This is a genomic window from Paenibacillus sp. FSL P2-0136 (assembly GCF_037975325.1).
Classification (GTDB): Bacteria; Bacillota; Bacilli; order Paenibacillales; family Paenibacillaceae; genus Paenibacillus_AQ; species Paenibacillus_AQ silagei.
In genome coordinates, this window is record NZ_CP150244.1 from 3,721,201 (window position 1) to 3,744,139 (window position 22,939).

A 22,939-nucleotide genomic window follows, 5' to 3' on the forward strand; every position below is an offset into this window, starting at 1 on the left:
AGCCGGAGGCAAAAGCGCGGGCCAAGGTACACGAACTGGATTCGAGGCTGTGCCAGCCGGATGAGTCACCATATCATGACGAAATCCAAAGCTACCAGGGGCTGGCGCGGTAAACTCCAGTGGTCGCGGGCAGCTAACGGAAGGGCTAAACCGAAAGGAGAGCGGAAACCGATGCGTTCGTATGAAGAGCAGAGAAAGTCGAATATCTCGCAAGAGAGCTGCCAGCAAAGAGAAGTGGTGAAGCCGCCAGGAGAGCCGAAAGCGCCGAGTTCTTCGTCGGCACAAATTGTCCCTTCCTCTCGCGAAGCAGAGAGTCACTTGCTGGAGCGAATGCTCGAGGAGATAACCTTCGGCTCGCGTATAAACGAGTGGTACAAAACGGAGGAGCGCCCAGTGTGGACCATGTAACGGCAGCGAATTTACAGGCTTACTTGAAAACATATTGGCAAACGGTGAAAGCCGAACTTCTAGCGGGGACTTACAGAACTGCACCCGTCAAACGGGAGGAAATCCCCAAACCCGGAGGCGGTATACAGCTGCTAGGCATCCCAACCGTAATGGACCGTTTTCTCCAGCAGGCACTTCTACAAGTCATGAACCCGATCTTTGACGCGGGGTTCTCCTGGTACATCTACGGCTTTCGGCCAGGAAAGAGTGCCCATGACGCTGTGAAACAAGCTCAAAGATACATCCAAAGCGGTCTCAGATGGGTCGTAGACCTTGATCTGGAGAAATTCTTTGACCGGATAAACCATGACATGCTCATGGCGAGAGTGGCACGGAAAGTGACAGACATGTTGACCGACACAAAGTCCCCTAACCAATCAGAGAAGCAACTGGAATTTACACTTTGGTCCCTGGGTACTAATCTCTCATCTTAAGCTCCTGGTCTACTTTCATTTGTAAATATATCGTTTAATTACAAGTCATCTACTTCAAATAATGAAATCTATTGTTCAGATACATTAATGTTTGTAACTTGACATTAATATTAGTTGTCCAGTGACATTAAAGATGTGAAGTACACATTAAAGTTATGAAGTTGTCTGATAGTAAAATTGGAACAATAACCCAGCCATCATAAGCCGTCCTGAAATCTCAGGACGGCTTTATTTTTATGAATATAGTTTAAGAGCAGTTTGTTAAACAATTATTTACGTATACTAATCAAAAGAAAAGCTGGATAGTCTGATCGGGGGCAGGCTGTTTGCGTTCTAATTGCTTAATCCCATCAATTCCATGTATCAGTACGATGAAACGGAACAGAGAAAACGGAGTGAAGGAAAGGGGGCAGATTACCAATCAGCATGATGAAATGACCGAGCTGTCGCTGATGTTCAACGAGCTGATGAACAGCCTGAAGCAAGCGTTCCGGCAGCAGCAGTTTATTGAAGATGCTTCACATGAATTAAAGACTCCGCTTTCCATCATCCATAGACACCTTTCGAGATAAAGAGCTGGAGTCTCTTTTGCATTTAGCAAGAAAACAGAGATAGGTTTAACGCCATGAATATAATAATATTCTCCCGACAATATACGACAGACGATCAGGATGAAATATATTACTATGTAAAAAGACCCAGATTAATATAAAAAAGGAGTAATCTATCATGCTAAACAGCTCTTTGAAGAAAGAAGCTATCGAGAAGCTGAAATCGGCACTGCGCAAATATGAGGTTTCTTCTGAAAAGGTAAAAGGAAATGCAATCAAACTACATAATGTTCGCACTTACGGCACCGATGTTATTAAAAAAGTGGAGGCTTATATTAATACACTTGCCAACACGCCAAAGGAGTTTGCCAAAAGCATTGAGCAGGTTCGTGTTAATCTGGCCAGCTTTAAGGCGTTGAGTGAAATTTCCTATGATGAAAAAACAATGATTAAGCTGGCCGGAGGCGGCGCGGCAGCAGGCGTAGCAGCTGGTGTAGCAACAGCTGCACTAGCACCGACGGCAGCGATGGCAATTGCGACTACCTTCGGCACAGCTTCAACAGGCGCTGCTATCTCCGGACTGACGGGAGCAGCAGCAACTAATGCGGCTCTAGCCTGGTTGGGCGGCGGTGCACTTGCTGCGGGCGGCGGTGGTATGGCAGGCGGCAGTGCCCTTCTTGCCTTGGCAGGACCGGTCGGCTGGGGCATTGGCGCTGTGAGTCTTGCAGCCGGCGGTTTCCTTGCCAGCAAGAAGAACAAGGATGCAGCGATCAAAGCGGATAAAGAGCGGGTGGAGATTGTTAAAGCCACTAGGGTGCTGGAGGCTACTGATGCTGAGATTGTACACTTGAAGGAATCCACGCAGAAGCTGGCAATCGGTCTGGAACAGAGTCTGCTGACCTTTACCGGTACTGCCAGATCGATCCGGTCCTATACCGAGTTCAGCCAGGACCAACGGGATATCCTGCGGGCGATCATTAATAATACAGAAAGCATGTCAGCGTTGTTCATGAAGGAAGTCGGCAAATAAGATGGCTTCACAGGTATGGAAGAACCAGATAACTGCTGTCGGTATTGGCGCATTTAATGACTGGAAGCAGGAAGCTGCGGCACGTAAGATTGATCAGACTGTCAGGGATGTGCTGGCAGCTCAGGGACAACAAGAGTCTTTTTTTGAAAATGCCTTGGGTCATATGCAAAAAATGCGCCAGTTCCTTGCAAAGCCGGATAATATCTTGGGGTCCGGGCAGACGAAGCATGGAGAAGTGGCGGAACAAATGGAAGTGCATGTTCGCAATGCTCGGGCAGCATTGCACGGAAACCCGGAGGTAGCTACCTTTGAAGGGGTTGGAAGAACAGCGCCGGAGGACTTTATTCTAAAAGGTGTTAAGGTCCAGTCGAAGTTTATCAACGGTACCAATAATACACTCAAGCATGTGCTGGAGCATTTTGATAAATATGAAAATTTATCGATGGACTACTCGATTCCGAAGGATCAATACGAGATTATTCAGACTATCCGCTCCGGCAGTATGCCGGCAGGCTTAAACGAGAAATCTGTCCGGGCCATTCTTAAGAAGGTGGAGGAGCTTGAACAGCGTACCGGCCGGAGCTTCCAGAATGTAGTTAAGCCTTCTATCTCGGAATATAGTGAAGTCCAGCTGGGTAAAGCAGGCGAGACGGTCACCAAGGTTCAGGACCAGCTTGTGGATGAGAATCGGCGTATCCAAAAAGACATCCGTCAGGACGGGAAAGAAAAAGTGAAGCAGATTGAAGCGCAAAAGTCGCCTTCCATCAGGGAAGGAGTCAAAGCAGCGGGTACGGCTGCTGCTGTTTCCGCTTCCTTATCCGCAGTTACCGCCATTTACCGTAAGGTGAAGGAGGGGAAGAAGCTTCACGAGTTTGAACATGAGGATTGGCAGGAGATCGGGCTTGATGGAGCGAAGGCAGGAGCGAAGGCAGGCGTTACGGCCGGAACGATTTATGCACTGACCAATCTGACGTCACTCTCTGCTCCATTCGCCGGAGCAGTCGCGAGTGCCATGATGGGATTGTCTTCCTTGATGGCTGATCTAGAGCAGGAGCAAATCTCCATGGACGAATTTGTTACACAAGGTCAGGTACTCTGTATCGAAGCGGGCATTGCGGCAACAGGGGGAGCCATCGGCCAGATGCTGATTCCGGTTCCGGTGCTGGGTTCCATTGTCGGAACAGTAACAGCTAACCTGGTGTGGGGTTTCGCCAAGGGGAAGCTTGAGGCAAGGGAGCAGGAATTAAAGTGTATGCTTGATGCTTACACAGATTCCTTACTGGCAAAAGTCGATCAGGCATATCAAGAGATCATTACCCGGATTAACCAGACTTACAGCCGTTATCATTCACTTATTGATGCAGCCTTCGATGTGAAGGCGAATTCGGCAGTACTGGCCGCTGCTTCCGTGGATTTGGCAGTGGAGCTGGGTGTGGAGGAGTCCAGAATTTTGCGGACTGATGAAGATTTGTTTGAGTTTTTTATGGGATAACCGTTGTATACAGACAGCAAAGTGAACATATGTAATGGAGGCGGCACAATGTGTCGTCTCTTTTAACATTTGAAAACATAAATAAGATGCATATTCTCCCATTCTCTGCAAACACCAACCATGGGGAATGGCTAATGAAACAGCAAACTGTCAAAAGAAAATAAAGTATTAGACTTCCAGTGTTTCATTAAGCTGACGGGCAGGATAGCATAATGATTTCGCGAATACTCTACATAATGGCTATTTCCAATGTTTTGATTAAAAGAGAACGTGGTGGTACGCTATAAAAAAACTCAATAGGAGCTGAATGATGAGCGAATTTAGTGCAAGTTATCATTTGCAGACAAGCGATCAGCAAAAAGTCGTTGAATTAATTAGAGCTTCAAACAATAAAGGATTTGTTTTCCCTGAGTCTAATGGTTGGGTGACTTTTATTATTAAGGGACCGGCATTTGGTATCCGTAAATCGATTGTATCATTAAATCCAGGCTTATTAGTTCATTATTCATATATGGAAGATCACGGATGGGAACTATCCATTTTTGAGAAGGATGAAATCATATCTACATATAAATGCGATTGGACTGATGAACTAATTATTCAGAAAGATGAGCTCGATATGGTTCTACTTAGAGAATTAATTATGAAGCAGGGTAATTCAATTGAAGACGTGGAAAAAGCTTTTGATTTAGTGAAATATGTTGGTGAAGAGCCGCCAGCTTATTTTATCGCAAAGAAACTAGGATTAAGCTATTTTGAATGGTTGTCCGCTGATAACATCGGCGATGGCTCAAATTATGAAAACTTAGTAATTGTGGATTAGTCGAGAAAGAGAAGATTAAAGCCCATGAAGGTTCGCGAAGGTGGGAACGCTACTCTATAACAAGGATCGAAGATCGTCTTATACATATGTACAAAATACGGGTTTTGTGAGGAAGTGACCGATAAAAAAGTGAATCGTCCCAATTCTAATGTTAAATTTCAGTCATCGTCCTATACTTCAAATGTTGTCTATCCAAAGTATTTTCTCTTTAAATACAAGTATTGCGGCTGACTAAGTAAAGCCTCCAACTGTTCACGCTGTATCAAGACTTATGCTATCTAATAATTCTGCGGATAACGTAGTTGCAATATTAAATTTGATATTTATCAATTGATTTTGAACTTTCAAGTGGTGAGTTAAATAGTAATCTACGGTTACTTGATCATAGGGAGATTGCATTTTAACTAAGTAATCATTCCATATGGCTAACTCAATTTGATCAAGAATCTGAGATACCATTAAATTAAGTTTTTTATCTATAGACTCAATGAAATGAAATGAGCTATATGACAAGCGATTTATTTTTTTATACATTTCTATCCGTCCACTCCCTATAACAATTACTTATCATGATATGCCTTTGAGGATATCTCACTTAATAGTCTAAAACACACCTTTTCTACAAGAGCGTATACAATGATAATAGTGCATCAAATGACTCATACATTAAATTCAAGAATTACCTTGAAGCAAATCAGTCTACGAGTTCAAGATTTCAACTTTTTGAAAAAGCTTAGTAAAGAACTTGATATAGAATCATAATAAACTGAAAAGTTTACATTTGATAAAATCAATTTCATCCTCAAATCAAATTTTATCACATAATGTTATATTGTGGTTTATGTCATGCAATTATCATTAATTATTATATAATCAATGTTTAAATATTTTTAATAAATTTAAATGAAAATGTATAAGTATAATAGGAACTACAGCCCAAGGAACATGTAAAGCCAGCTCTTCCCCAGAATTCCTCGTCTGGGTTGTCATGAGTGACACTACTATTTCTTCCGCAATCGCAATAATGACAAACAGAGCTAAAACTCTTCCTTCAAAAATCCCGGATGCCGCCCTCAACTAACCCTGTCCTGCATCTTCTGCCCCTATTGCCAGCTATGTTTAAGCGTATCCCCCAGGTCATCTAAGGCCAAATCTTAAATCTTTAATATTCAAAACATAATGAGTTATACTAAGCCTAATAACCAAATTGAATATCGGAGTATCAACGAATATGAGAAAACTTGTGCTATTCCTGCACGCTTCGCTTGACGGTTTTGTAGAAGGCCCGAACGGCCCAATGGATATTAGCTGGGTTGCCTATGATGCTGATCTGGAGAGCCACGCAAGGGAAATTCTGAGTACTGCGGACACGGTCATTTGGGGTCGTGGGACATATCAAATGATGCATAGTTATTGGCCCTCCGTCCCAGCAGATCCCTCCGCTTCGCAGCACGAACGGGATCATGCGGAATGGATTGAGAAGACAGCCAAAGTGGTCTTTTCCACAACCCTGGAGAACGTTGAATGGAATAATTCCAGACTGGTCAAAGAGGACGTCGAGGAAGAGATCCAGCGTCTCAAAGAGCAGCCAGGCGAGGATATCGTCATTCTCGGCAGTCCCCGGTTCGCACACACTCTTATGCAGCTTGGCTTAATCGATGAATATAAAATTACGGTCTCCCCCGTCCTGATCGGCAGCGGCTTACCATTATTCCAAGGTATCCAGGAGAAGACTACTCTGAAGCTTATTGAAAATAAAACATTTGATTCTGGTGCCATAGGCCTCGTATATCGGACCGTTAGATGACCTCGTCACTATTCCGGTTCAGGCAAAAGCACTATCCAGCTTAACCAATCTCTCCACGAACACCTCGTTCGCCCGGCTGGGAACATGACCGGTCAGCCGCACAATCGAGAAGTCTCTTTCAAGGCTCAGGCCTTGCACAGGAATTTCTAAGAGCTTACCGGTCTCGATCTCCCTGCGGACCACCCACTTTGAGAGAATGGAAATCCCCAGTCCGGCAGCTACGGCCTCCTTCACGCCCTGACTGCTGTTGATCTCATAGGAGCGCTTCATCCTTAGACCAGCTTGTGCCAAAAAATGATTGCTGAACGAACGCGTCCCCGAACCGCTCTCACGCAGCACCCATATCTGATCCTGGAGTACGCCCACCTCCACCGCACCCGTTCGTGAGAGCGGGTGATTCTCAGCAGCGACGATAATCAGTTCGTCTTTCATAAAATGAACAACCTGCAGATCCGCCGCCTCGATGCTTCCTTCGATCAGACCCACTTCAATCTTATTCTCCCGCAAGGCAGAGACAATCTCTGTTGAATTCGCAATCGTCATCCCCATGTCTACATCGGGATATTGCTTGGCGAAGGATGAGAACAGCCGGGGCAACACATATTCGCCAATTGTAAAGCTAGCCCCAATATGTAAGCTTCCACTGACGGTATCATACAGCCGGGCCAGATCGAGCTTAACAGACTCATAGAGATTCAGCATTTCCTTCGCCCGTCTATAGAACAGCTCGCCTGCTTCCGTTAGCTTCACCCATTTGGGCGAACGGTTCATGAGCTTCACACCGAGTTCCTTCTCCAGATTACGGATCTGCAGACTGACTCCAGGCTGTGACAGATGCAGAAGCTCTGCCGCTCTGGAAAAGTTCCGCTGCTCCACAACCGTTACATACACCACCAGGGATTCAAACATGATCGATCGCACGCCCCTTTTAAAATAACAATTTATTATGATATAGATTTAAAATCCGTATTTCCCTAATCAATCATAACTTACTATAGTGGTTAAAGGAACTAAATCCAACCTATTGGACGTGACTTCGATGAATCCACAACTCGCGGTACACATGGAGGAAAAGAAAAAACTGGGGTTTGCGCTCGGTATCGCTTTGCCTCTAATGCTGGCCTTGTTCGCCAAATACGTATCTATCTTCCCTTTCCTGAGCATTATGGGGCAATTAGTAATAGCCATCCTGCTCGGAATGATCTGGAGAGCAACGCTAGGCGTTCCAAGTTATTTAACACCCGGCATCTCCTTTACCTCCAAAAAGCTCCTGCGGTATGGCATCATTCTGCTGGGCATGCGGCTTAGCCTGAAGGATATCCTTCAGGCTGGCCCCAAGGTGCTGCTGATCGCCATGGTTTGTATTGGGTTTACAATCTGTACGGTGCTTGTGCTTGCGAGACTGTTCAGGGTAGAAAACAGACTGGGACTGCTGACGGCCTGCGGCACGGCGATCTGCGGAGCGGCAGCGGTAGTAGCCATCGCCCCGCAGCTCAAAGCAAGTGACGAGGAGACGGCGGTCAGCGCGGCAACCGTTGCGATTTTAGGCACCCTTTTTACACTGGCGTATACCCTTCTCTACCCTTTCCTTAACTTGACTCCACTGGGCTACGGCATCTTCTCAGGGGCCACCCTCCATGAAATTGCTCATGTCATTGCAGCAACCGGGCCAGCCGGCAAGCAGGCAGTTGATCTGGCAGTCATCGTCAAATTAACGCGTGTCACCATGCTGGTGCCGATCGCTGTAATCATCGGAATCTGGGCCAACCGCAAGGAGCGGCAGGCGAACCCGGAGACCGGACCATCCAATTGGAGATCTGTACCGGTTCCTTGGTTTATCCTGGGGTTCCTGCTAATGAGCACCGTCAATACTTTGCAGATCATCCCTGAAGCAATCACGGATAAGCTTATACTTGCTGCGTACTTCCTCATTGCAATGGCTATGGCGGGCCTCGGCCTGAACGTAGATTTAGCTGCTTTTAGACGCATGGGCCTCAAGGCCTTCGGAGCCGGCTTGATCGGATCGGTCCTGCTATCCGGGTTAGGTTTCCTGCTTGTGAAGGTTTTGAACTTATGTTATTAAAAGAGATGCTTACGAGGAATTCCTGCTGGATGAGATCGTTATAAAGCATCCGGAGGATTATTTGGTGCGGGTGATGGTGCATATCGAGGAGCCAGGGCACACTATGAGCTACACACCCTAACAAAAACGGCGACTCCCCCCGGTGGATTCCAGGGCAACGTCGCCGTCTGATTATAGAGTAGAGATCAGGCTAATTCCCGGTCATCTACATGCCCATGGGATCAGTCGCATTGGACTTAGGCGGGATGCAGTATGTTGGGTTAGTTCTGACAGGTTCATAGTTGTGTCCTTTCGGAAAACACACCCAGCCACCTCATGAAGGGTGGCCGGGCGGTTCTAGATTCCCCCTGTAAATGATTAGTTAACAGTAGGGGATACTCTGATTCTGCTTGCATGAAATGTCCAGGTTGCCGGCATCTGCATACACCACCTTAGATGGATTCCATTGTATTATCTCAGTCTACAGGAAAGATGTCCAATCCATGCCGCAGCTGTTCGACACTGGTAATGAAGGAGTCCACGCCACCGGAAGGAGTAAACTGCTCTCCATGGAATCCGAAGATGATCATTGAATCGGCTGCGATGATGCGCCGTATTTCTTTCAGGTATTTTTATAAGAAATACTTATATCGATCTGGAGTTTGTTAATCTTTCTTTTAGAAGAAGCCCTTCGCCTGCTTAATACGGAAGGAAAGCATAAAACTTAAAAGAACGAAAAACAATTGAAGAGACAGAGCCAATATAATCCCAGTCAACAACCCCAAATCCAGTGATTGACTGACGGCGATAAGGCCTCCGCCGATTCCAATGCTTAACCCCGGACTAAATGCGTCTGTAAACTGAAGGCTGGCGGCTATCTCTCCTTCCTCACCTGTTGTGGTATGCTGCAGTGCAATCGCTCCGGTCGTAGGATGTGCCAAACCGATGCCGAAGCCAGTGAAAAGCTGTGAAATCACTGCAAATGCGATCCCTCCTTCGGGAAGGCCAACAGCGAGAATGACCGCAGCCACTCCAATAATCATAAATCCAATACCAACGGTTACCCGCTTCTTCCGTCCCGTCCCATGATCCTTGGCATCTAACTTGGACTGGATCCAGGCTGCCGCTGACCAGCTTAATGCACCTGCGGCTACAATTAATCCCGCCATATCCGCAGGAAGCTTTTTCACATCTGTCAAAGCCAGGACAACATAGCTCTCGGTCGCATTATAACTGGCCACAAAGAATCCTCTGGAAGCAATCGTAGCCGGCAAACCTCTTCTGGCACTTAAGGTGCCCTCTGGCAGCAGCTTCCGCAAGGGCTGAATCATGATAAGTAAGCCTGCTGCCGACAGCACCATGCCTTTCCAATCGGTTATAAAGCCCAGCCCAGCCAGCAACATTCCCGCTCCAATAGTCAGTAGGACTGCCAAACCTTCTTTTCGGTTATTCTTGGACGAGGTATTCACTCTAACTGTAAATTTGCGGAAAGCGGGAAGCGTCAGCATGACAGCCAAACCAATGAAGGGAAGCACCAGCCAGAAAACAAGTCTCCAGGAGACATGCTCCGCTATAAGCCCGGCAATATAAGGGCCAATTAAGGCAGGTACAATATATGCGCCGGAAAACAAAGCAAGTATTCTCGTTCTCAGCTTATCGGGGTAACCTAAAGTGATGCTGTAATAAACACATGTAATGATAGCACCTCCACCAAAACCTTGAAACACCCTCCCTATGATTAGGGTAATCATATTCACGGAAGTCGCCGCAATCACGATACCGATCACAAAAAACAGTATGGATAGGCCAAACGAGGCAAATAGGCCGTGTTTGTTAATCCGCGCTCCTATGATCATCGTCCCCAGGATTTGTGCCAACAGAAAAGAGCTAAATATCCAGCCGTATAAATGTAGCCCGTTCAATTTTTGTGCCAGGCTTGGAGCAATCGTAACCACGGCTAAACCTTCAAACGCAACGGTAGTTACAGCAAGAATAATCCCAATGGTCAATGCTCTGTACTTGGCGTCGAAGACCCCTGCTTCTTTTGCTGATAGTTCCATCTGACAATTCTCCTTTTAAGAATAAGTTTTGGAATTATAATAGACACAGCTATAGTTGCCGCAGCAAGTATATAACCGAGAAAACTCTCTTCCCTTTGATTATAGAGAGTCTCCTCTTAAGACTATAGATCTTTTACGTTGTTGTAGATTACAGTAAGAACCCTGCGAAACGTCTCAACTTCCTCTTTGGATAACCCCTGGATCGTTTTGTTATATGCCTCATTGGAAGGGGTAAGGATTTCTTCTTTGATATCCCGTCCTTTAGGCGTTAAATATACACGCAAAGACCTTCGATCCGTCTCATGAACCACACGATAAATGAATTCCTTCTTCTCCAGCTTGAACAGCATTCGTGCAACATTAGTCTGGTCCTTGTGCAGTCTCTCGGCAAGTTCTTTTTGCGTAATCCCTTCCTTTTCCCATAGTACGATGAGGATTTCCCACTGATCTACTGTAATGTCAAACGGATTGACTACCTTTTGATAGTAATTATTCAATTTAAGTGCCGCGCGCTGCACATTCACACCAATATATTGTTCTAACTCCAAGGTCGGCCTCCTTTATAACAGTCATGACTATAGTTGCTACGACCATTATAATCACACTTCTTTTGCGTGTCAAATCATATAAATAAAGCCTCTAGAAAGTCTAGAGGCTCTTCGTCTTACATATTTAATTGCCAGTCATCTTCTGATAAGTGCTCTCAGAAATGGTTCTTCTGGCGGTAACATACCGTTCCTTATAGTAGCCTGATGACAGGCTGGTGATCGTAACGCCCTTATTGCTTGAGGAATGTGCAAAGTTGTTGTCGCCCACATAGATGCCTGCATGCGAGATGCCGTTGCCCCCGGTTTCGAAAAAGACAAGATCTCCCGGACGTAAATCGGACTTGGCTACATATTCGCCTGCACTTGCCTGCGACTTGGATGTTCTCGGAAGATCTAAGTTGAACTTGCCAAATATGTATATGATAAATCCGGAACAGTCAAACCCTTCAGATGCCTTGGTTCCTCCCCATTTATATGGAGTTCCCATCACATCATTAACCTCTTGATCAAGTCTGGAGCTGTCATCCGCAGATGCTCTTTCAGATCCAAACGATAGCAATAGCACAATACTCAGTAGCCATACGATTCCTTTCTTCAAAAAGAACTCAGTCTCCTTTCTTGCCGGCTAATGCTGCCTGACAAATATTAATTTTTTGTAACTATTATGAATGATAGTTTAATATTCTCCTTTCGTCAACCCCTTCTATGATTTTTTGAAAGAGTTTACATCCCCCGGCCCAGGTTAATCTCCCTAATCCGTACAAGCGGCACCTTTGGCTCGCGATCCGCAGTCATTAACCCGTTGACCTCATCCTGAACGTCGGTAACCTGGGTATAACAGTACCCGGAGATGAATGGAATGGCCTGAATCGCCCGGGTCAAGCTGCCGAACCGCTCCAGAAAAGCTTCCTCGCTATCCACCTGATGGCCATAGCCCCAGCCGTGTTCGCTTTTGAAGGCAATGCCTCCATACTCGCTGATGATGATAGGCTGCCCCTTATACTTGTAACCTTCTGCAAAAGCAAACTTCCACTCGTTATAGGTACCGCTGCTGCCCGTGATAGAATCTTTATCTTTGTAAGTTTCATATAGCGCTTCGCCCCGCTCGACATAATCATGCAGGGTCAGAATGTCAGATACCGTATGCTCCCAGCCGTCATTCGTAATCACCGGACGGTAAGGATCGATAGATTTGGTCAAATAATAGATACCCTCCGTGAATGTCTGCTGCCGGACGTCATGAAGGATATTCTGCACTCCCCACGATTCGTTAAAAGGCACCCAGGTGATGATGCACGGATGATTATACTGCTGCCGCACGACCTCCAGCCATTCGTTGGTGAACCGCTCCAGCGCCTCGTCGTTATATTCATAAGCGGCAGCCATCTCCGACCAGACCAATACCCCTTTGACGTCACACCAGTACAGGAACCGGGCGTCCTCCACCTTCATATGCTTGCGCAGCCCATTGTAGCCCATCTCCAGAATCGCTTCAATATCTTGAATCAGCGCTTCTTCTGACGGCGGGGTCAGATGACTATCGGTCCAGTAGCCCTGGTCCAGGATCAGTCTTTGATACAGCGGGAGGTTGTTCAGCAGGATCTGGCCGCCCTTGATAGAGATATTGCGCATACCGAAATACGAGCCGACCCGGTCTATCTCCTGTTCACCCGCATACAGCACGAACTCGATGTCAAAAAGATTCGGGTTCCCCGGAGACCACAGGTTCTGCAGCCAAGGCCCGTTAATGCCTTCCATCATGCTGACCTCCACGGTCATCGAAGCTCTATCTACCGGCAAGCTAAGCTTATTCACTCTTTCCCCTTGAAACGTAATTTCCGTCTCCAGCCGGAGATCCTGTGCTTCATTCAAGCCTTGCAGGCTGTAGTCCAAGCGGAGCATTTGGCGGTTAATGTCGGGCGTCATTTTCACGGAATCCAGCCGGGTAGCGTGGACATGCTCCAGCCAGACGCTTTTCCAGATGCCGGTGGTCTGCACATAGAATGAGTCGTGGTTCCGGCCCGCCCAGCGCTGCTTGCCCCGGGGCTGGAGACAGCTGTCGCTGTCAGTCACCATCAGCACAATCTCGTTCACGCCATCCTGCCCTAGCAGATCGGTAATATCGAATGAGAACCGCGCATACGCCCCCTCATGCTCTCCGGCATAGCCGCCGTTTACCCAGCAGACCGCCTTATAGTCCACGCCTTCAAAATGCAGCACTGTCCGCTTCCCTTCTACCGCCGGGGACAGGACGAGTTGCTTGCGGTACCAGATCCGCGGGTGGAAGTTCTCCTCACCGATGCCGCTGGCCGCTGTCTCGTAGGTGAATGGAACGTTAATGGTATGTGTGGCCGGAAAACGATCCATCCAGCGCGCCGCAATGCCTGCGTGATCATCATCAAAGCTAAAGTCCCATTCTCCGTTCAGATCCAGCCACTGGCTACGGACAAATTGGGGTCTCGGGTAGTTCGGGGTATAGAATTTCGTAGCTGCTTTCGTCGTTGTTCCAGTCATATTAGAATGAACCCTCTTTCTCATTACTGAAGTATTCTCCATATTCACTATCACAGAGTACTCCCTTGTCCCTGGAAAGAAAATGAATTATTCTATTGATTGACTGATCTATCCTCCAAAAAGGTGGAATTGTGTATGATCACCCTAAAGCGGTGCGGTTCGAATGTTATTCATCCAGAGGGCATGACGATTGACCGCCCGGAAGGCTCCGGCGATTACGTCTTTGTATTCTTTCGGAGCAAGATGGAGCTGAGGCTTCAGACGCGGAGCGTCTACGCTGAACCGAATACTTACATCATCTATAACAGAAACAGCCACTACTTCTACAGAGACGCAGAGCTGCCGCTGGTGCATGACTGGTTTCACTTCGAGCTGGAGGGGGCGAATGCTTGGTTTGAACGCTTGAAGCTGCCGCTGGACACCTTAATGAAGGCCCATGACCCTCTCTATATCACCAGAAAAGTGATTGAGCTTCACTGGGAGAATCTGCAGAACGGCAGCTTCCGCCAGGAGATTATCGACTCCATTATTCGTTGCCTGTTCATGAAGCTTAGCGATATGCGGCATCATGTGGAGTCTAGCCAGCCGGTCAGCAAATACTATGATTCATTCCTGAACCTGAGAAATGAAGTGCTCAGTTCCCCCTCCACCTGGTACTCTGTCGAACAGCTTGCGGAGCGGATGAACATGAGCCCGTCCTATTTTCAGCAGATCTATAAGCAAATCTTCGGTATTCCGGCCGTCAGCGACATCATCCTTAACCGCGTGGGCCATGCGTCCTATTTACTGAAGAGCACCACCTATACCGTCAGCCAGATCTCTGCAAGTTGCGGTTATGAGAACGATGTCCATTTCATGCGGCAGTTCAAGAAGTTCACCGGCCAAACCCCGAGTGAATATCGAGGGAAGGGCTGATGGCGAAGGAAGAGTGGCTCGGGGTTATCGGAGTTAGAGGCTCTTATGCAGTTTTTGGGCTAATGCCAAGCTCCGGTTACTTCGGGTCTCCTCCTTTTTCGCCAGCTCAATATAATTAATCTGTTCCCGCTTCAGGTAATCGGGCTGATCCAGGAATGTGCTGAGCATCTGATGGTCTTCAAGAACCTCCTTAATGTATGCGGGTACAACAATTGCACGGAGTTCCACGCTCTTTGTGAGTGTGACATGCAGCATGTCGCCCAGCTCTTTACGGACCGCCCTCCGGATGAACTCATTGTACACAAAATAATGCCCGTTCCTGGACGGCAGCAGCGTATGCTCGAACTCATGCCCGTCTACGGCGATATGTACAGGTATTCTGCTATTCGTATGGAATGCCTCTTGGACGGAATACGGAAAATACACGACCTTCCATTTCATTTTACCTTCCAGCAGCTTAATCTCACCTTCGAATTCATAGACCATTAGGCGAAGCCTCCTCCGTATTCACAATTCCGTAATACACCAAATCCTCATAGGCATGAATCTTATGTACTTGATCTTTCAGGGTGCCTTCATAGGTCATTCCGCATTTCTGCATAATTCTGCCTGAGACCGGGTTGGAGGCGAAATGCCGGGCATAGACCTTGTGATACTTCTTCTCTGCAAAAGCAAATTCAATAACCGCCCTGGCAGCCTCGGTTCCGTAACCGTGCCCCCAATGGGCTTCGCCAATCCAATACCCGACTTCACCGTTATGATGGGACGGATGATTAGATAACCCAACCGCTCCATATAACCGGCCGTCTGCCTTGTCAGTGATTGCGAAGTCATACATCTTGTCCAGGTCAAAGTTCTGTTCATGATTCGCGATCCAGTCCACCGCACACTCTATTGGATACGGGTACGGAAGGGTCAAAGTACTCTTGTATATATTGTAATTGTTACAATGATAGCTGACATCTGTAGCATCCGTTGGCTTGAATAAACGCAGCAGTAACCGTTCTGTCTCAATCGCCCGCTCGGCCCGGTGATATATCATTTAGACCCTCTCCCTATCATTTCATGACTCTCCTAAACAATTCATTTGGAGTTATTGTATAAAACGCACTAAAGAAATTAACAAAAAAGCAAAAGAAGTGGAGGGGAAATTTGGAACTGTAGGAGCGTTAGCGTCCGCCTTTGTATTTGGATTTCTACCTCGAAAAGCGGTATTAATCAGGAAATCCAAATACAACAGCGGCCGGAGGGCCAAATGTTCACCGCAACGACGACCATGCTTCAAGTTATAATCTTATGTGCTTTTTATTTAACTAAGAAATCCACATGATCACACCAATAATCAAAGCAATAACACCTACCGCAATAACCATATCAGAGATCTCCCGCCATAATCCCAAAGGCCCTTCACGATGAAGCTTCTGTTCATTGACGTCATGATTGGCTTTGTGCCCGCCGGGGTCATTCGAATAGATCGGGGGTCCACCGCCAGTAGGGAATTCAGTCATCAGAATCACCTCCCTTTCCCCTAATTATACACCATTTAATCTCATTTATGGTAAACGGAATGACTATGTTATAGCTTACATTTGAATTTTGGGTGGAAATAACCTATTTCAACCCTCTTGTTGACATATTTATCCTACCTTCTTTAAGTGTGGGATGAATGGAAACGGTCTAATCCACATGGATTCTAACCGCCTAAGATGCTATAATTAAAATATTCAGTCGTATCTTGGAAAGGTCAGTGAAATTAATGAAATTAGACTCGAATAACCATTCAGTGTTCTCCCTTCACTTCCACCTTATTCTAGTCATCAAGTATCGTAGGAAAGTAATTACAGATCCAATATCCGAACGTCTGAAAGAGATATTTGCATCCATTCAGCCTACTTACAATGTGACTTTGCAGGAATGGAATCATGACAGGGATCACGTTCATATCCTAATGAAAACTCATCCTAATACCGACATTTCTAAATTTCTCAACGCTTATAAGAGTGCATCATCTAGGCTGATCAAGAAGGAGTTTCCTACCCTCCGAAAATCACTTTGGAAAGAGGCTTTTTGGTCACGCTCCTATTGCTTGCTTACAACGGGTGGAGCGCCAATAGACGTCATTCAAAAATACATCGAAAACCAAGGTGTGAAAGGGTGATCGCCATTGCTGAAAGCCTACAAATACCGTATCTATCCTAGCCATGGGCAACAACACTACTTCGCTAAAGTGTTCGGATGCGTTCGCTTCATCTACAACAGAATGCTTGCAGATAAAATTGAACATTACAAGCAAACGGAAACGATGCTGAGGAATACACCCGCACAATACAAAAAGGAATTCGACTGGCTGAAAGAAGTCGATAGCCTTGCCTTAGCGAATACACAATTGAATTTAGACAAGGCTTATAAGAATTTTTTTCGGGATAAGAAAACGGGATTTCCTAAATTCAAGAGCAAGAAGACGAATAATCATAGCTTCACAACGAATAACCAAAATGGAACAGTTGCTATAAAGGATGGATATCTCAAGATTCCAAAGCTAAAAACTAGCATCAAAATCAAGCTGCACCGCCCATTCGTGGGGCTGATTAAATCATGCACGATTTCAAAAACACTAACGGGAAAGTATTATGCTTCCGTATTGGTTGAAACGGATATCGTCCAGTTGCCCAAAATGGATACGAAGATTGGCGTTGATCTTGGGCTGAAAGACTTTGCTATGACTTCAAATGGCGAAATCATATCCAATCCCAAATACTTGCGTATGTCTGAAAAGCGATTAGCGAAGCTGCAAAAGGATGTATCGCGCAAGAAGAAGGGAAGCCATAACCGTCATAAGGCTAGGCTGAAAGTTGCCAAGCTACATGAAAAAATAGCGAATCAGCGTAAAGACTTCTTGCATAAAACGTCTGCCAAAATGATAAACGAAAACCAAGTCATCGTGATGGAAGACTTACGTGTAAAGAATATGATGCAGAATCACAAACTTGCAAAAGCGATTAGCGAGGTATCTTGGAGTAAGTTCCGTTCGATGCTTGAATATAAGGCTCAATGGTATGGCAGAGAACTTATTATTGCCCCTAAGCACTATGCAAGCAGTCAGCTTTGCTCCTGTTGCGGTTATAAGAACGCAGAGGTGAAGAATCTCGCCTTGCGAGAGTGGACTTGTCCAGAATGTAATGTGCATCATGATCGCGATGTAAACGCTGCTCAAAACCTACTGAAACTAGCCATGTGATATTGCAATGATTGGGCTAGGGACTAGCCTTTGAGCTTGGGTAAACTTGGAGCAGTAGCTTCATTGACCAAGAAGCCGCCACCTCTTAGGTGGATGGTAGTTCACAAAGATAGAGTTTCAGCAGTTAACGGAAGAGGCGAACACAGTATGGGCGATATACATGAGAGGATGTCAGCGGGAACCCGGGCTTTGATCGAGGATAACTTCCTCCAGCTCATGGAGCAGGAAGGATTTCACAAGGTGAGCGTACGCCTGCTGGCGCTTAGAACACATATTAACAGGGGAACGTTCTATCTGCATTTTACAGATAAATACGATCTGCTGGAGCAGCTGCAGCGGGAAATACTGACAGGTCTGGAGCAGGTGATGGTTGTCAAAATCGTACGTGAAGAGATGTCCGGGCATTATCTGAAGGGCTTGCCCTATCCGCCCTTGGTGCATATCCTTGAGTATCTGCAGCAGCACGGCGAGCGGCTCCGGTTATTTCTCGGGGCCAAAGGGGATGCGGCATTTCCGGGGCAATTCAAGGAGGTTATCAAGCGCAGCTTCTACCGGAAGCTGGAGATGAATGGCGTATTTGCCGAACACCCGGCGGTTCCTCCAGAGTATCTCGCTGCGCATTCCGCGTCTATTTTCCTCGGAATTACGGAAGAATGGCTGCACAGCGGGATGCCTTATACTCCGGAGGAGCTGGCGGTGATCTATAATGAGGTCTTATTCATGCAGTCGACTCTAATCGCTAAGGCTTAAATCGTAATCAGCACCTTACCACGGATCTTACCGGCTTCGCTCATGGCATGGGAGGCAGCCAACTCGGTCAGCGGCAGACGCTCAGTAATCCAGAGCTTCAGCTTTCCCGCATCCACCAGCTCTGCAACCCGCGTCAGCAGCGTACGATCCTCTTGTGCAAACAGCCGGTGTGCCTTAACGCCAAGCTGCGCTGCCAGCGCTTCGTCCGCAGGATTCACTGCCGAGATCAGCGCTCCTCCCTCTTTTAGCAGCGGCAGCCATGTGTTGAGTACCTCAGTGCTCTCAGGGGACAGATTGAGGATCAGATCCACCTTTTCCTTCAGCTTGTCCGTGACGCTCTCCTTGGTGTAATCAATGATCTCGTCAATCCCCAGCTCCTGAAGCATCGGCCTACTGGCCGCTGAGGAAGTCCCGATAACATACGCTCCATGCTGCTTGGCAAATTGCACTGCATAGCTGCCTACCCCGCCAGCGGCTCCGGCAATCAGCACACGTCCACCCTGCGGCAGATTACCATGATCAAATAACCCCTGCCATGCGGTTAAGACACCAATCGGCAGCGCAGCTGCATCGGATAGCTCCAGGGAGACTGGCGCCAGCGCAGCATACTGCGCTTTGGTAACCACATACTCTGCGGCAGCACCGTCCCGGGACATATCGAGCGCAGCATAGACTCTGTCCCCCGGCTGAAAGTCCGTAACCTCTGCTCCTGCTGCCTCCACCGTACCCGACACCTCAAAGTTAGGAATGTAAGGAAATTCATGCGGGAAAATAGCTTGCAGGTATCCCTTGCGGATTTTGACATCTGCCAGATTGAATGCGGTCCCTGCCACCTTAATCAGAATCTCGTCCGCTGCGGGAACGGGGATCAGTGCATCCTCATACCTTAACTCTTCTAGCCCTCCAAATTGATGTATCCGAATCGCCTTCATATGTGTAGCTTCGTTCACTGCGATCACTCCTCCAGATGAATTGGGAATCCGCGTACCGTTGAAGCAAGATGTGTACTGTTCCTGTAACTCATTGTAGGGTCCCGCCCAAGCGGATACAATCAACAATCAGGCCTGAAGTGTTCATTCTTTCTTCTTACGGGTAGTAGATAATTAGGGAAGGAGCAATGCCTATGGAACATATGGATACGATCGATCTCATCGCCATTCTGGCTCTGGTGCTGGTATTATTGCTCATGCTTAGCGTGTTCAGCCTGAAGCGGCGTGTGAACGAGCTGGAAGCCCGGCTCAATCAAAGAGATCCTTACGGAGGAATGCCCGCTGACCCCTCCTTCAGCCGAACCAGCCATATTCCTGCGCCGATGTTCGTGCAGAACCCGGAGCTGGCACCGGACCTCGAGCGGAGAATCCGCCTGCTGATAGCCGAGGGCAAGAAGATCCAGGCAATCAAGGTCGTGCGCGAAGCGCGGAATCTGGGCCTCAAGGAAGCCAAGGACTTCGTAGAGAACCTGGAACGGAGCGGGAACTTCCGCTGAGTGAACCATGTGTGAATGATCAAGAATGACCTCAGACTGCCACTGGACGGTGGAAGCTGAGGTCATTTTTGTGATGCAGCCTATACCGGCAATGAGACTAAATATCCTTGTTCACATAAATCCGCGACGAAATCAGATAGGAGGCATAAATAATGATCAGGTATGCCAGCACGCCGATGACTACGAGCAGCATATTTTCTATTTTACCGTTCTGAACCCATTGAGCGAGAGCCGGAAATTCCTTGTTCAAGCTTCCAAATGTAGTGAAACTCAGCATAATGACCATCATAAAAACTACATTGACGAACTGCATTCCTTTTTGCCCTAACCAGTAATACAGCGGGAGATAGAAAGCGGCTAACAGCGGGATAACTGCCGTAATCAGCCCCAGCTCTCTCCAGCGCAGCGGTTCATCCAGCTTGCCCATAGTCACCGCAACCCAGTACATGATTAGGGTACAAATGAGACTGAATAGCGAGAGTGGAATGATCGTCAGATATTTGGCTTGAATCAGCCGCTGTCTCGGCACGGGCAGTGTGGCCAGAAACTTCTGATTGTTATGCTGCATATCAATCGTACAGGCATTAATCAGCAGCAATAGTGCCGGCAACAACGAGAATACCGTATAGGCTTGTGCATTGGAATATAACATAAGTACAAAATAGGGAATCAGCAGCAAAGCGAACTTTCGGGTAAGTATGAAGTCTTTACGGATCAGCGCAATGGAATTATGCATGGGCTTCGTCCCCTTTTACCGTATAATACATAATCTCTTCCAGCGTAGGTGTCTCGCAGAGTGCCGTGTCCCTGAAATAACGTTCACCCTCCGCGCGGTTGCTGATCAGCCCCTCGAATCCCAGCCCGTTCTCCCGCAACCCCACGAACCACTGGCGGACATCACGGTCCAGCAGCTCCTTCCCGCCTTTGACCAGCAAATAGCGCTCGCTCAGACTCTCCTTCATCTCATTGAATACAATCCGTCCCTCGTTAATAAATACAATATAGTCGGCAATCCGGTCCAGATCTGTGGTGTTATGAGTCGAGAACAGAATCGACTTCTTCTCATCCTGAATATGCTCACTGAGCAGCTCCAGCATCTCCCGGCGGAAGATCGGATCAAGCCCCGAAGTAGGCTCATCCATAATCAGCAGATCGGCACCATGGGACAGAGCGATGGCGAGCGAGAACTTGATCTTCATCCCCTTCGACAGATCCTTAATTCTCTTACCCGGCGACAGCTTGAACTGCTCCTGAAATCTCAGATATGTATCGTTGTCCCAGCCTGGATAGAACGGAGCAATAATATTCTTCATCTGCTTCACGGTCATATTCTCATAATAAAAGCTCTCATCCGAGACGTAGCCGATCCGCCCCCGAATCGCTGCCTGCTCCTGATGGTTGTTCTGGCCGAAGACCCGGATGTCCCCTTGGTCCTGCGAGATCAAGCCCATTATCATCTTGATCATTGAGGTCTTACCTGCGCCATTCGGGCCGATCAGCCCGGTAATGTAACCCTCCTTAATCGATAACGAAATATCCTTCAGCTCAAAACGGTCGTAGCTCTTCGTTACATGGTCTAGCTCAATTACAGTACTCATTCCTGTTCCTCCTCATAGAGCAGCTTCAGCATCTCCGCGAGTTCAGCGTATTCCATGCCCAGCTGTCTGCTCTCGTCAATAATCTCCTTCAGCTTGCCCTCTACCATCCGCAGCCGCTGTTCCCGGATATATTCCTGATCGGCCCCGGAGACAAAAGATCCCTTGCCGACAATCGAGTTGATCAGCCCCTCCCGCTCCAGCTCCTCATAAGCCCGCTTTGTGGTAATGACGCTAATCTGCAGCTCCTTCGCCAGTAAGCGGATCGATGGCAGCGGCGTACCCGAGAGTAGCTCGCCTTGGAGAATCATCTGGCGGACCTGCCCCACAATCTGGGCGTAGATCGGTTCGCCAGATGTACTTGATATCACGATATTCATGCAGCAGCATCAGCTTCCTTTGTGTTTGTTGTAACTAGTGTATATATGTAATATATACACTATATTCAGTTGTGTCAATCCCTTGTGTCATCCCCTTAATTAGCCGATCATCCCCTGAGACCGCAGAAAGTGGTAGACGATCTCACTCTGCAGCCTTACTCTTAAGGCATAGTCCAGGCTCCAGCAGGTCTCTACGGTCACCGCCCGGGCACCGAGCAGGCGCTGAAAGGCCATCCGGGAAGTTCCTGCACGCTCCCTATGCCGTATGTTGAAGCGGTAAGCTCTATTCGTGATCGTCTGATTCATCCGCTTCACAATTTGCTTCGCCAGTCCATGCGCCCGGCTGACCGGGCTGATGATCAGGGTCTGTCCGACCCGCTTCGGATTCAGCTCGGACAGCCCGTTCGCCTCATGCAGATCCAGCACCCACGAAGGGCGGTAGCGCAAGGCAAGCTGCCATACGGCTGCCGACAACGGATGACGGGCCGGGGCGCCTTGTCCGCGCGGGAAGGTACGGTTCAGGTCGGGCTTCCCGCGAATCCCCTTGCGCCGTGCGATTTGGTTCACCAGCGGGACGATAATCAGCTTCCCTGAGCGCAGCATCAGATCTCCCCGGCTGAGCCGGCTGGCGATGCCTTGCGCTGCACGGCTGCTCGCCGGCTCATTGCCGTGAACACCGGAGATGATCATGAATACAGGTCCGGGGACGCCGCTGCTAATGACATAATAAGGTGTGGCATAGGGCGTTCCTGCCGCCAGTGTATGCTTCTCTACAGACAATGCGGTTCACCTCGCTCTGGATAATGC

At 47.7% G+C, this 22,939-nt stretch carries 25 protein-coding genes and 1 pseudogene; 12 read left to right on the forward strand and 14 right to left on the reverse strand.

Features of this window, described 5'->3' with window-relative positions:
- Positions 1-171 precede the first annotated feature (171 nt).
- The 5 genes and pseudogenes from NYE26_RS15450 to NYE26_RS15470 all read left to right on the forward strand — a co-directional run.
- Positions 172-788 (forward strand): annotated as a pseudogene (locus NYE26_RS15450) (reverse transcriptase domain-containing protein); the annotation flags it as partial.
- A 464-nt stretch (positions 789-1,252) separates the two neighbouring features.
- The gene (locus NYE26_RS15455) at positions 1,253-1,453 is read left to right on the forward strand and encodes a hypothetical protein (RefSeq protein WP_339257104.1); all 201 of its coding nucleotides are present in this window, start codon (positions 1,253-1,255) and stop codon (positions 1,451-1,453) included.
- Between the two features lie 157 nt (positions 1,454-1,610).
- A complete protein-coding gene (locus tag NYE26_RS15460) occupies positions 1,611-2,462 on the forward strand; it encodes a hypothetical protein (protein WP_339257106.1) in 852 nt (283 codons plus the stop codon).
- Between the two features lies 1 nt (position 2,463).
- Positions 2,464-3,954: a hypothetical protein gene (locus NYE26_RS15465; RefSeq protein WP_339257108.1), complete on the forward strand. Its 1,491-nt coding sequence runs from the start codon at positions 2,464-2,466 to the stop codon at positions 3,952-3,954.
- 307 nt (positions 3,955-4,261) lie between these two features.
- Positions 4,262-4,777: a hypothetical protein gene (locus tag NYE26_RS15470; RefSeq protein ID WP_339257110.1), complete on the forward strand. Its 516-nt coding sequence runs from the start codon at positions 4,262-4,264 to the stop codon at positions 4,775-4,777.
- 252 nt (positions 4,778-5,029) lie between these two features.
- Here the strand turns inward: NYE26_RS15470 and NYE26_RS15475 are convergent, their stop codons facing one another.
- Positions 5,030-5,311: a hypothetical protein gene (locus NYE26_RS15475; RefSeq protein WP_339257112.1), complete on the reverse strand. Its 282-nt coding sequence runs from the start codon at positions 5,309-5,311 to the stop codon at positions 5,030-5,032.
- 697 nt (positions 5,312-6,008) lie between these two features.
- Between NYE26_RS15475 and NYE26_RS15480 the strand changes: the two genes are divergently transcribed.
- Positions 6,009-6,584 carry a dihydrofolate reductase family protein gene (locus NYE26_RS15480; RefSeq protein WP_339257114.1) on the forward strand — a complete coding sequence of 192 codons (576 nt, stop codon included), beginning with the start codon at positions 6,009-6,011 and terminating at the stop codon, positions 6,582-6,584.
- Positions 6,585-6,602: 18 nt separating this feature from the next.
- On the opposite strand, the gene NYE26_RS15485 is transcribed toward NYE26_RS15480, so the two are convergent.
- On the reverse strand, positions 6,603-7,496 hold the full coding sequence (locus NYE26_RS15485; protein WP_339257501.1) for a LysR family transcriptional regulator: 894 nt from the start codon (positions 7,494-7,496) through the stop codon (positions 6,603-6,605).
- Positions 7,497-7,647: 151 nt separating this feature from the next.
- Here NYE26_RS15485 and NYE26_RS15490 point away from each other — a divergent pair, with 151 nt between their 5' ends.
- Positions 7,648-8,667, forward strand: a complete 1,020-nt coding sequence (locus tag NYE26_RS15490) for a YeiH family protein (RefSeq protein WP_339257116.1) — start codon at positions 7,648-7,650, stop codon at positions 8,665-8,667.
- Between the two features lie 656 nt (positions 8,668-9,323).
- Here NYE26_RS15490 and NYE26_RS15495 read toward each other — a convergent pair.
- From NYE26_RS15495 to NYE26_RS15510, 4 genes are all read right to left on the reverse strand, one after another.
- A complete protein-coding gene (locus tag NYE26_RS15495) occupies positions 9,324-10,706 on the reverse strand; it encodes an MFS transporter (protein ID WP_339257118.1) in 1,383 nt (460 codons plus the stop codon).
- Between the two features lie 122 nt (positions 10,707-10,828).
- Positions 10,829-11,254: a MarR family transcriptional regulator gene (locus NYE26_RS15500; protein WP_036726721.1), complete on the reverse strand. Its 426-nt coding sequence runs from the start codon at positions 11,252-11,254 to the stop codon at positions 10,829-10,831.
- Between the two features lie 124 nt (positions 11,255-11,378).
- Positions 11,379-11,852: a C40 family peptidase gene (locus NYE26_RS15505; protein ID WP_036726718.1), complete on the reverse strand. Its 474-nt coding sequence runs from the start codon at positions 11,850-11,852 to the stop codon at positions 11,379-11,381.
- 125 nt (positions 11,853-11,977) lie between these two features.
- Entirely contained in the window at positions 11,978-13,768 is a 1,791-nt protein-coding gene (locus NYE26_RS15510; RefSeq protein WP_339257122.1) for a sugar-binding domain-containing protein, read from the reverse strand.
- Positions 13,769-13,903: 135 nt separating this feature from the next.
- On the opposite strand from NYE26_RS15510, the gene NYE26_RS15515 reads away from it, so the two are divergent.
- On the forward strand, positions 13,904-14,683 hold the full coding sequence (locus tag NYE26_RS15515; RefSeq protein ID WP_339257124.1) for an AraC family transcriptional regulator: 780 nt from the start codon (positions 13,904-13,906) through the stop codon (positions 14,681-14,683).
- Positions 14,684-14,716: 33 nt separating this feature from the next.
- Here NYE26_RS15515 and NYE26_RS15520 read toward each other — a convergent pair whose 3' ends face one another.
- From NYE26_RS15520 to NYE26_RS15530, 3 genes are all read right to left on the reverse strand, one after another.
- On the reverse strand, positions 14,717-15,169 hold the full coding sequence (locus NYE26_RS15520) for a YdeI/OmpD-associated family protein (RefSeq protein WP_339257126.1): 453 nt from the start codon (positions 15,167-15,169) through the stop codon (positions 14,717-14,719).
- On the reverse strand, positions 15,159-15,725 hold the full coding sequence (locus NYE26_RS15525) for a GNAT family N-acetyltransferase (RefSeq protein WP_339257127.1): 567 nt from the start codon (positions 15,723-15,725) through the stop codon (positions 15,159-15,161). Before NYE26_RS15525 ends, NYE26_RS15520 begins: the two co-directional genes overlap by 11 nt.
- A gap of 271 nt (positions 15,726-15,996) precedes the next feature.
- The gene (locus NYE26_RS15530) at positions 15,997-16,191 is read right to left on the reverse strand and encodes a hypothetical protein (protein WP_339257129.1); all 195 of its coding nucleotides are present in this window, start codon (positions 16,189-16,191) and stop codon (positions 15,997-15,999) included.
- Between the two features lie 248 nt (positions 16,192-16,439).
- Between NYE26_RS15530 and tnpA the strand changes: the two genes are divergently transcribed.
- The 3 genes from tnpA to NYE26_RS15545 all read left to right on the forward strand — a co-directional run bounded on the left by tnpA (position 16,440) and on the right by NYE26_RS15545 (position 18,671).
- The gene (gene tnpA, locus NYE26_RS15535; protein ID WP_339257503.1) at positions 16,440-16,841 is read left to right on the forward strand and encodes an IS200/IS605 family transposase; all 402 of its coding nucleotides are present in this window, start codon (positions 16,440-16,442) and stop codon (positions 16,839-16,841) included.
- Positions 16,842-16,847: 6 nt separating this feature from the next.
- Positions 16,848-17,921: an IS200/IS605 family element RNA-guided endonuclease TnpB gene (gene tnpB / locus NYE26_RS15540; RefSeq protein ID WP_339257131.1), complete on the forward strand. Its 1,074-nt coding sequence runs from the start codon at positions 16,848-16,850 to the stop codon at positions 17,919-17,921.
- A gap of 147 nt (positions 17,922-18,068) precedes the next feature.
- Positions 18,069-18,671 carry a TetR/AcrR family transcriptional regulator C-terminal domain-containing protein gene (locus tag NYE26_RS15545; RefSeq protein ID WP_339257133.1) on the forward strand — a complete coding sequence of 201 codons (603 nt, stop codon included), beginning with the start codon at positions 18,069-18,071 and terminating at the stop codon, positions 18,669-18,671.
- On the opposite strand, the gene NYE26_RS15550 is transcribed toward NYE26_RS15545, so the two are convergent.
- Positions 18,668-19,621, reverse strand: a complete 954-nt coding sequence (locus NYE26_RS15550; RefSeq protein ID WP_339257135.1) for an NADP-dependent oxidoreductase — start codon at positions 19,619-19,621, stop codon at positions 18,668-18,670. The genes NYE26_RS15545 and NYE26_RS15550 overlap by 4 nt on opposite strands.
- Before the next feature lie 173 nt (positions 19,622-19,794).
- On the opposite strand from NYE26_RS15550, the gene NYE26_RS15555 reads away from it, so the two are divergent.
- The gene (locus tag NYE26_RS15555) at positions 19,795-20,157 is read left to right on the forward strand and encodes a ribosomal protein L7/L12 (RefSeq protein ID WP_339257137.1); all 363 of its coding nucleotides are present in this window, start codon (positions 19,795-19,797) and stop codon (positions 20,155-20,157) included.
- A gap of 97 nt (positions 20,158-20,254) precedes the next feature.
- Here NYE26_RS15555 and NYE26_RS15560 read toward each other — a convergent pair whose 3' ends face one another.
- From NYE26_RS15560 to NYE26_RS15575, 4 genes are all read right to left on the reverse strand, one after another.
- Entirely contained in the window at positions 20,255-20,893 is a 639-nt protein-coding gene (locus tag NYE26_RS15560) for an ABC-2 transporter permease (protein WP_339257139.1), read from the reverse strand.
- A complete protein-coding gene (locus tag NYE26_RS15565; protein WP_339257141.1) occupies positions 20,886-21,755 on the reverse strand; it encodes an ABC transporter ATP-binding protein in 870 nt (289 codons plus the stop codon). Before NYE26_RS15565 ends, NYE26_RS15560 begins: the two co-directional genes overlap by 8 nt.
- On the reverse strand, positions 21,752-22,132 hold the full coding sequence (locus tag NYE26_RS15570; protein ID WP_209873956.1) for a GntR family transcriptional regulator: 381 nt from the start codon (positions 22,130-22,132) through the stop codon (positions 21,752-21,754). Before NYE26_RS15570 ends, NYE26_RS15565 begins: the two co-directional genes overlap by 4 nt.
- A 99-nt stretch (positions 22,133-22,231) precedes the next feature.
- Positions 22,232-22,912 (reverse strand): succinylglutamate desuccinylase/aspartoacylase family protein, encoded by a 681-nt coding sequence (locus NYE26_RS15575; RefSeq protein WP_339257143.1) that lies wholly within the window; start codon positions 22,910-22,912, stop codon positions 22,232-22,234.
- Positions 22,913-22,939: the final 27 nt, after the last annotated feature.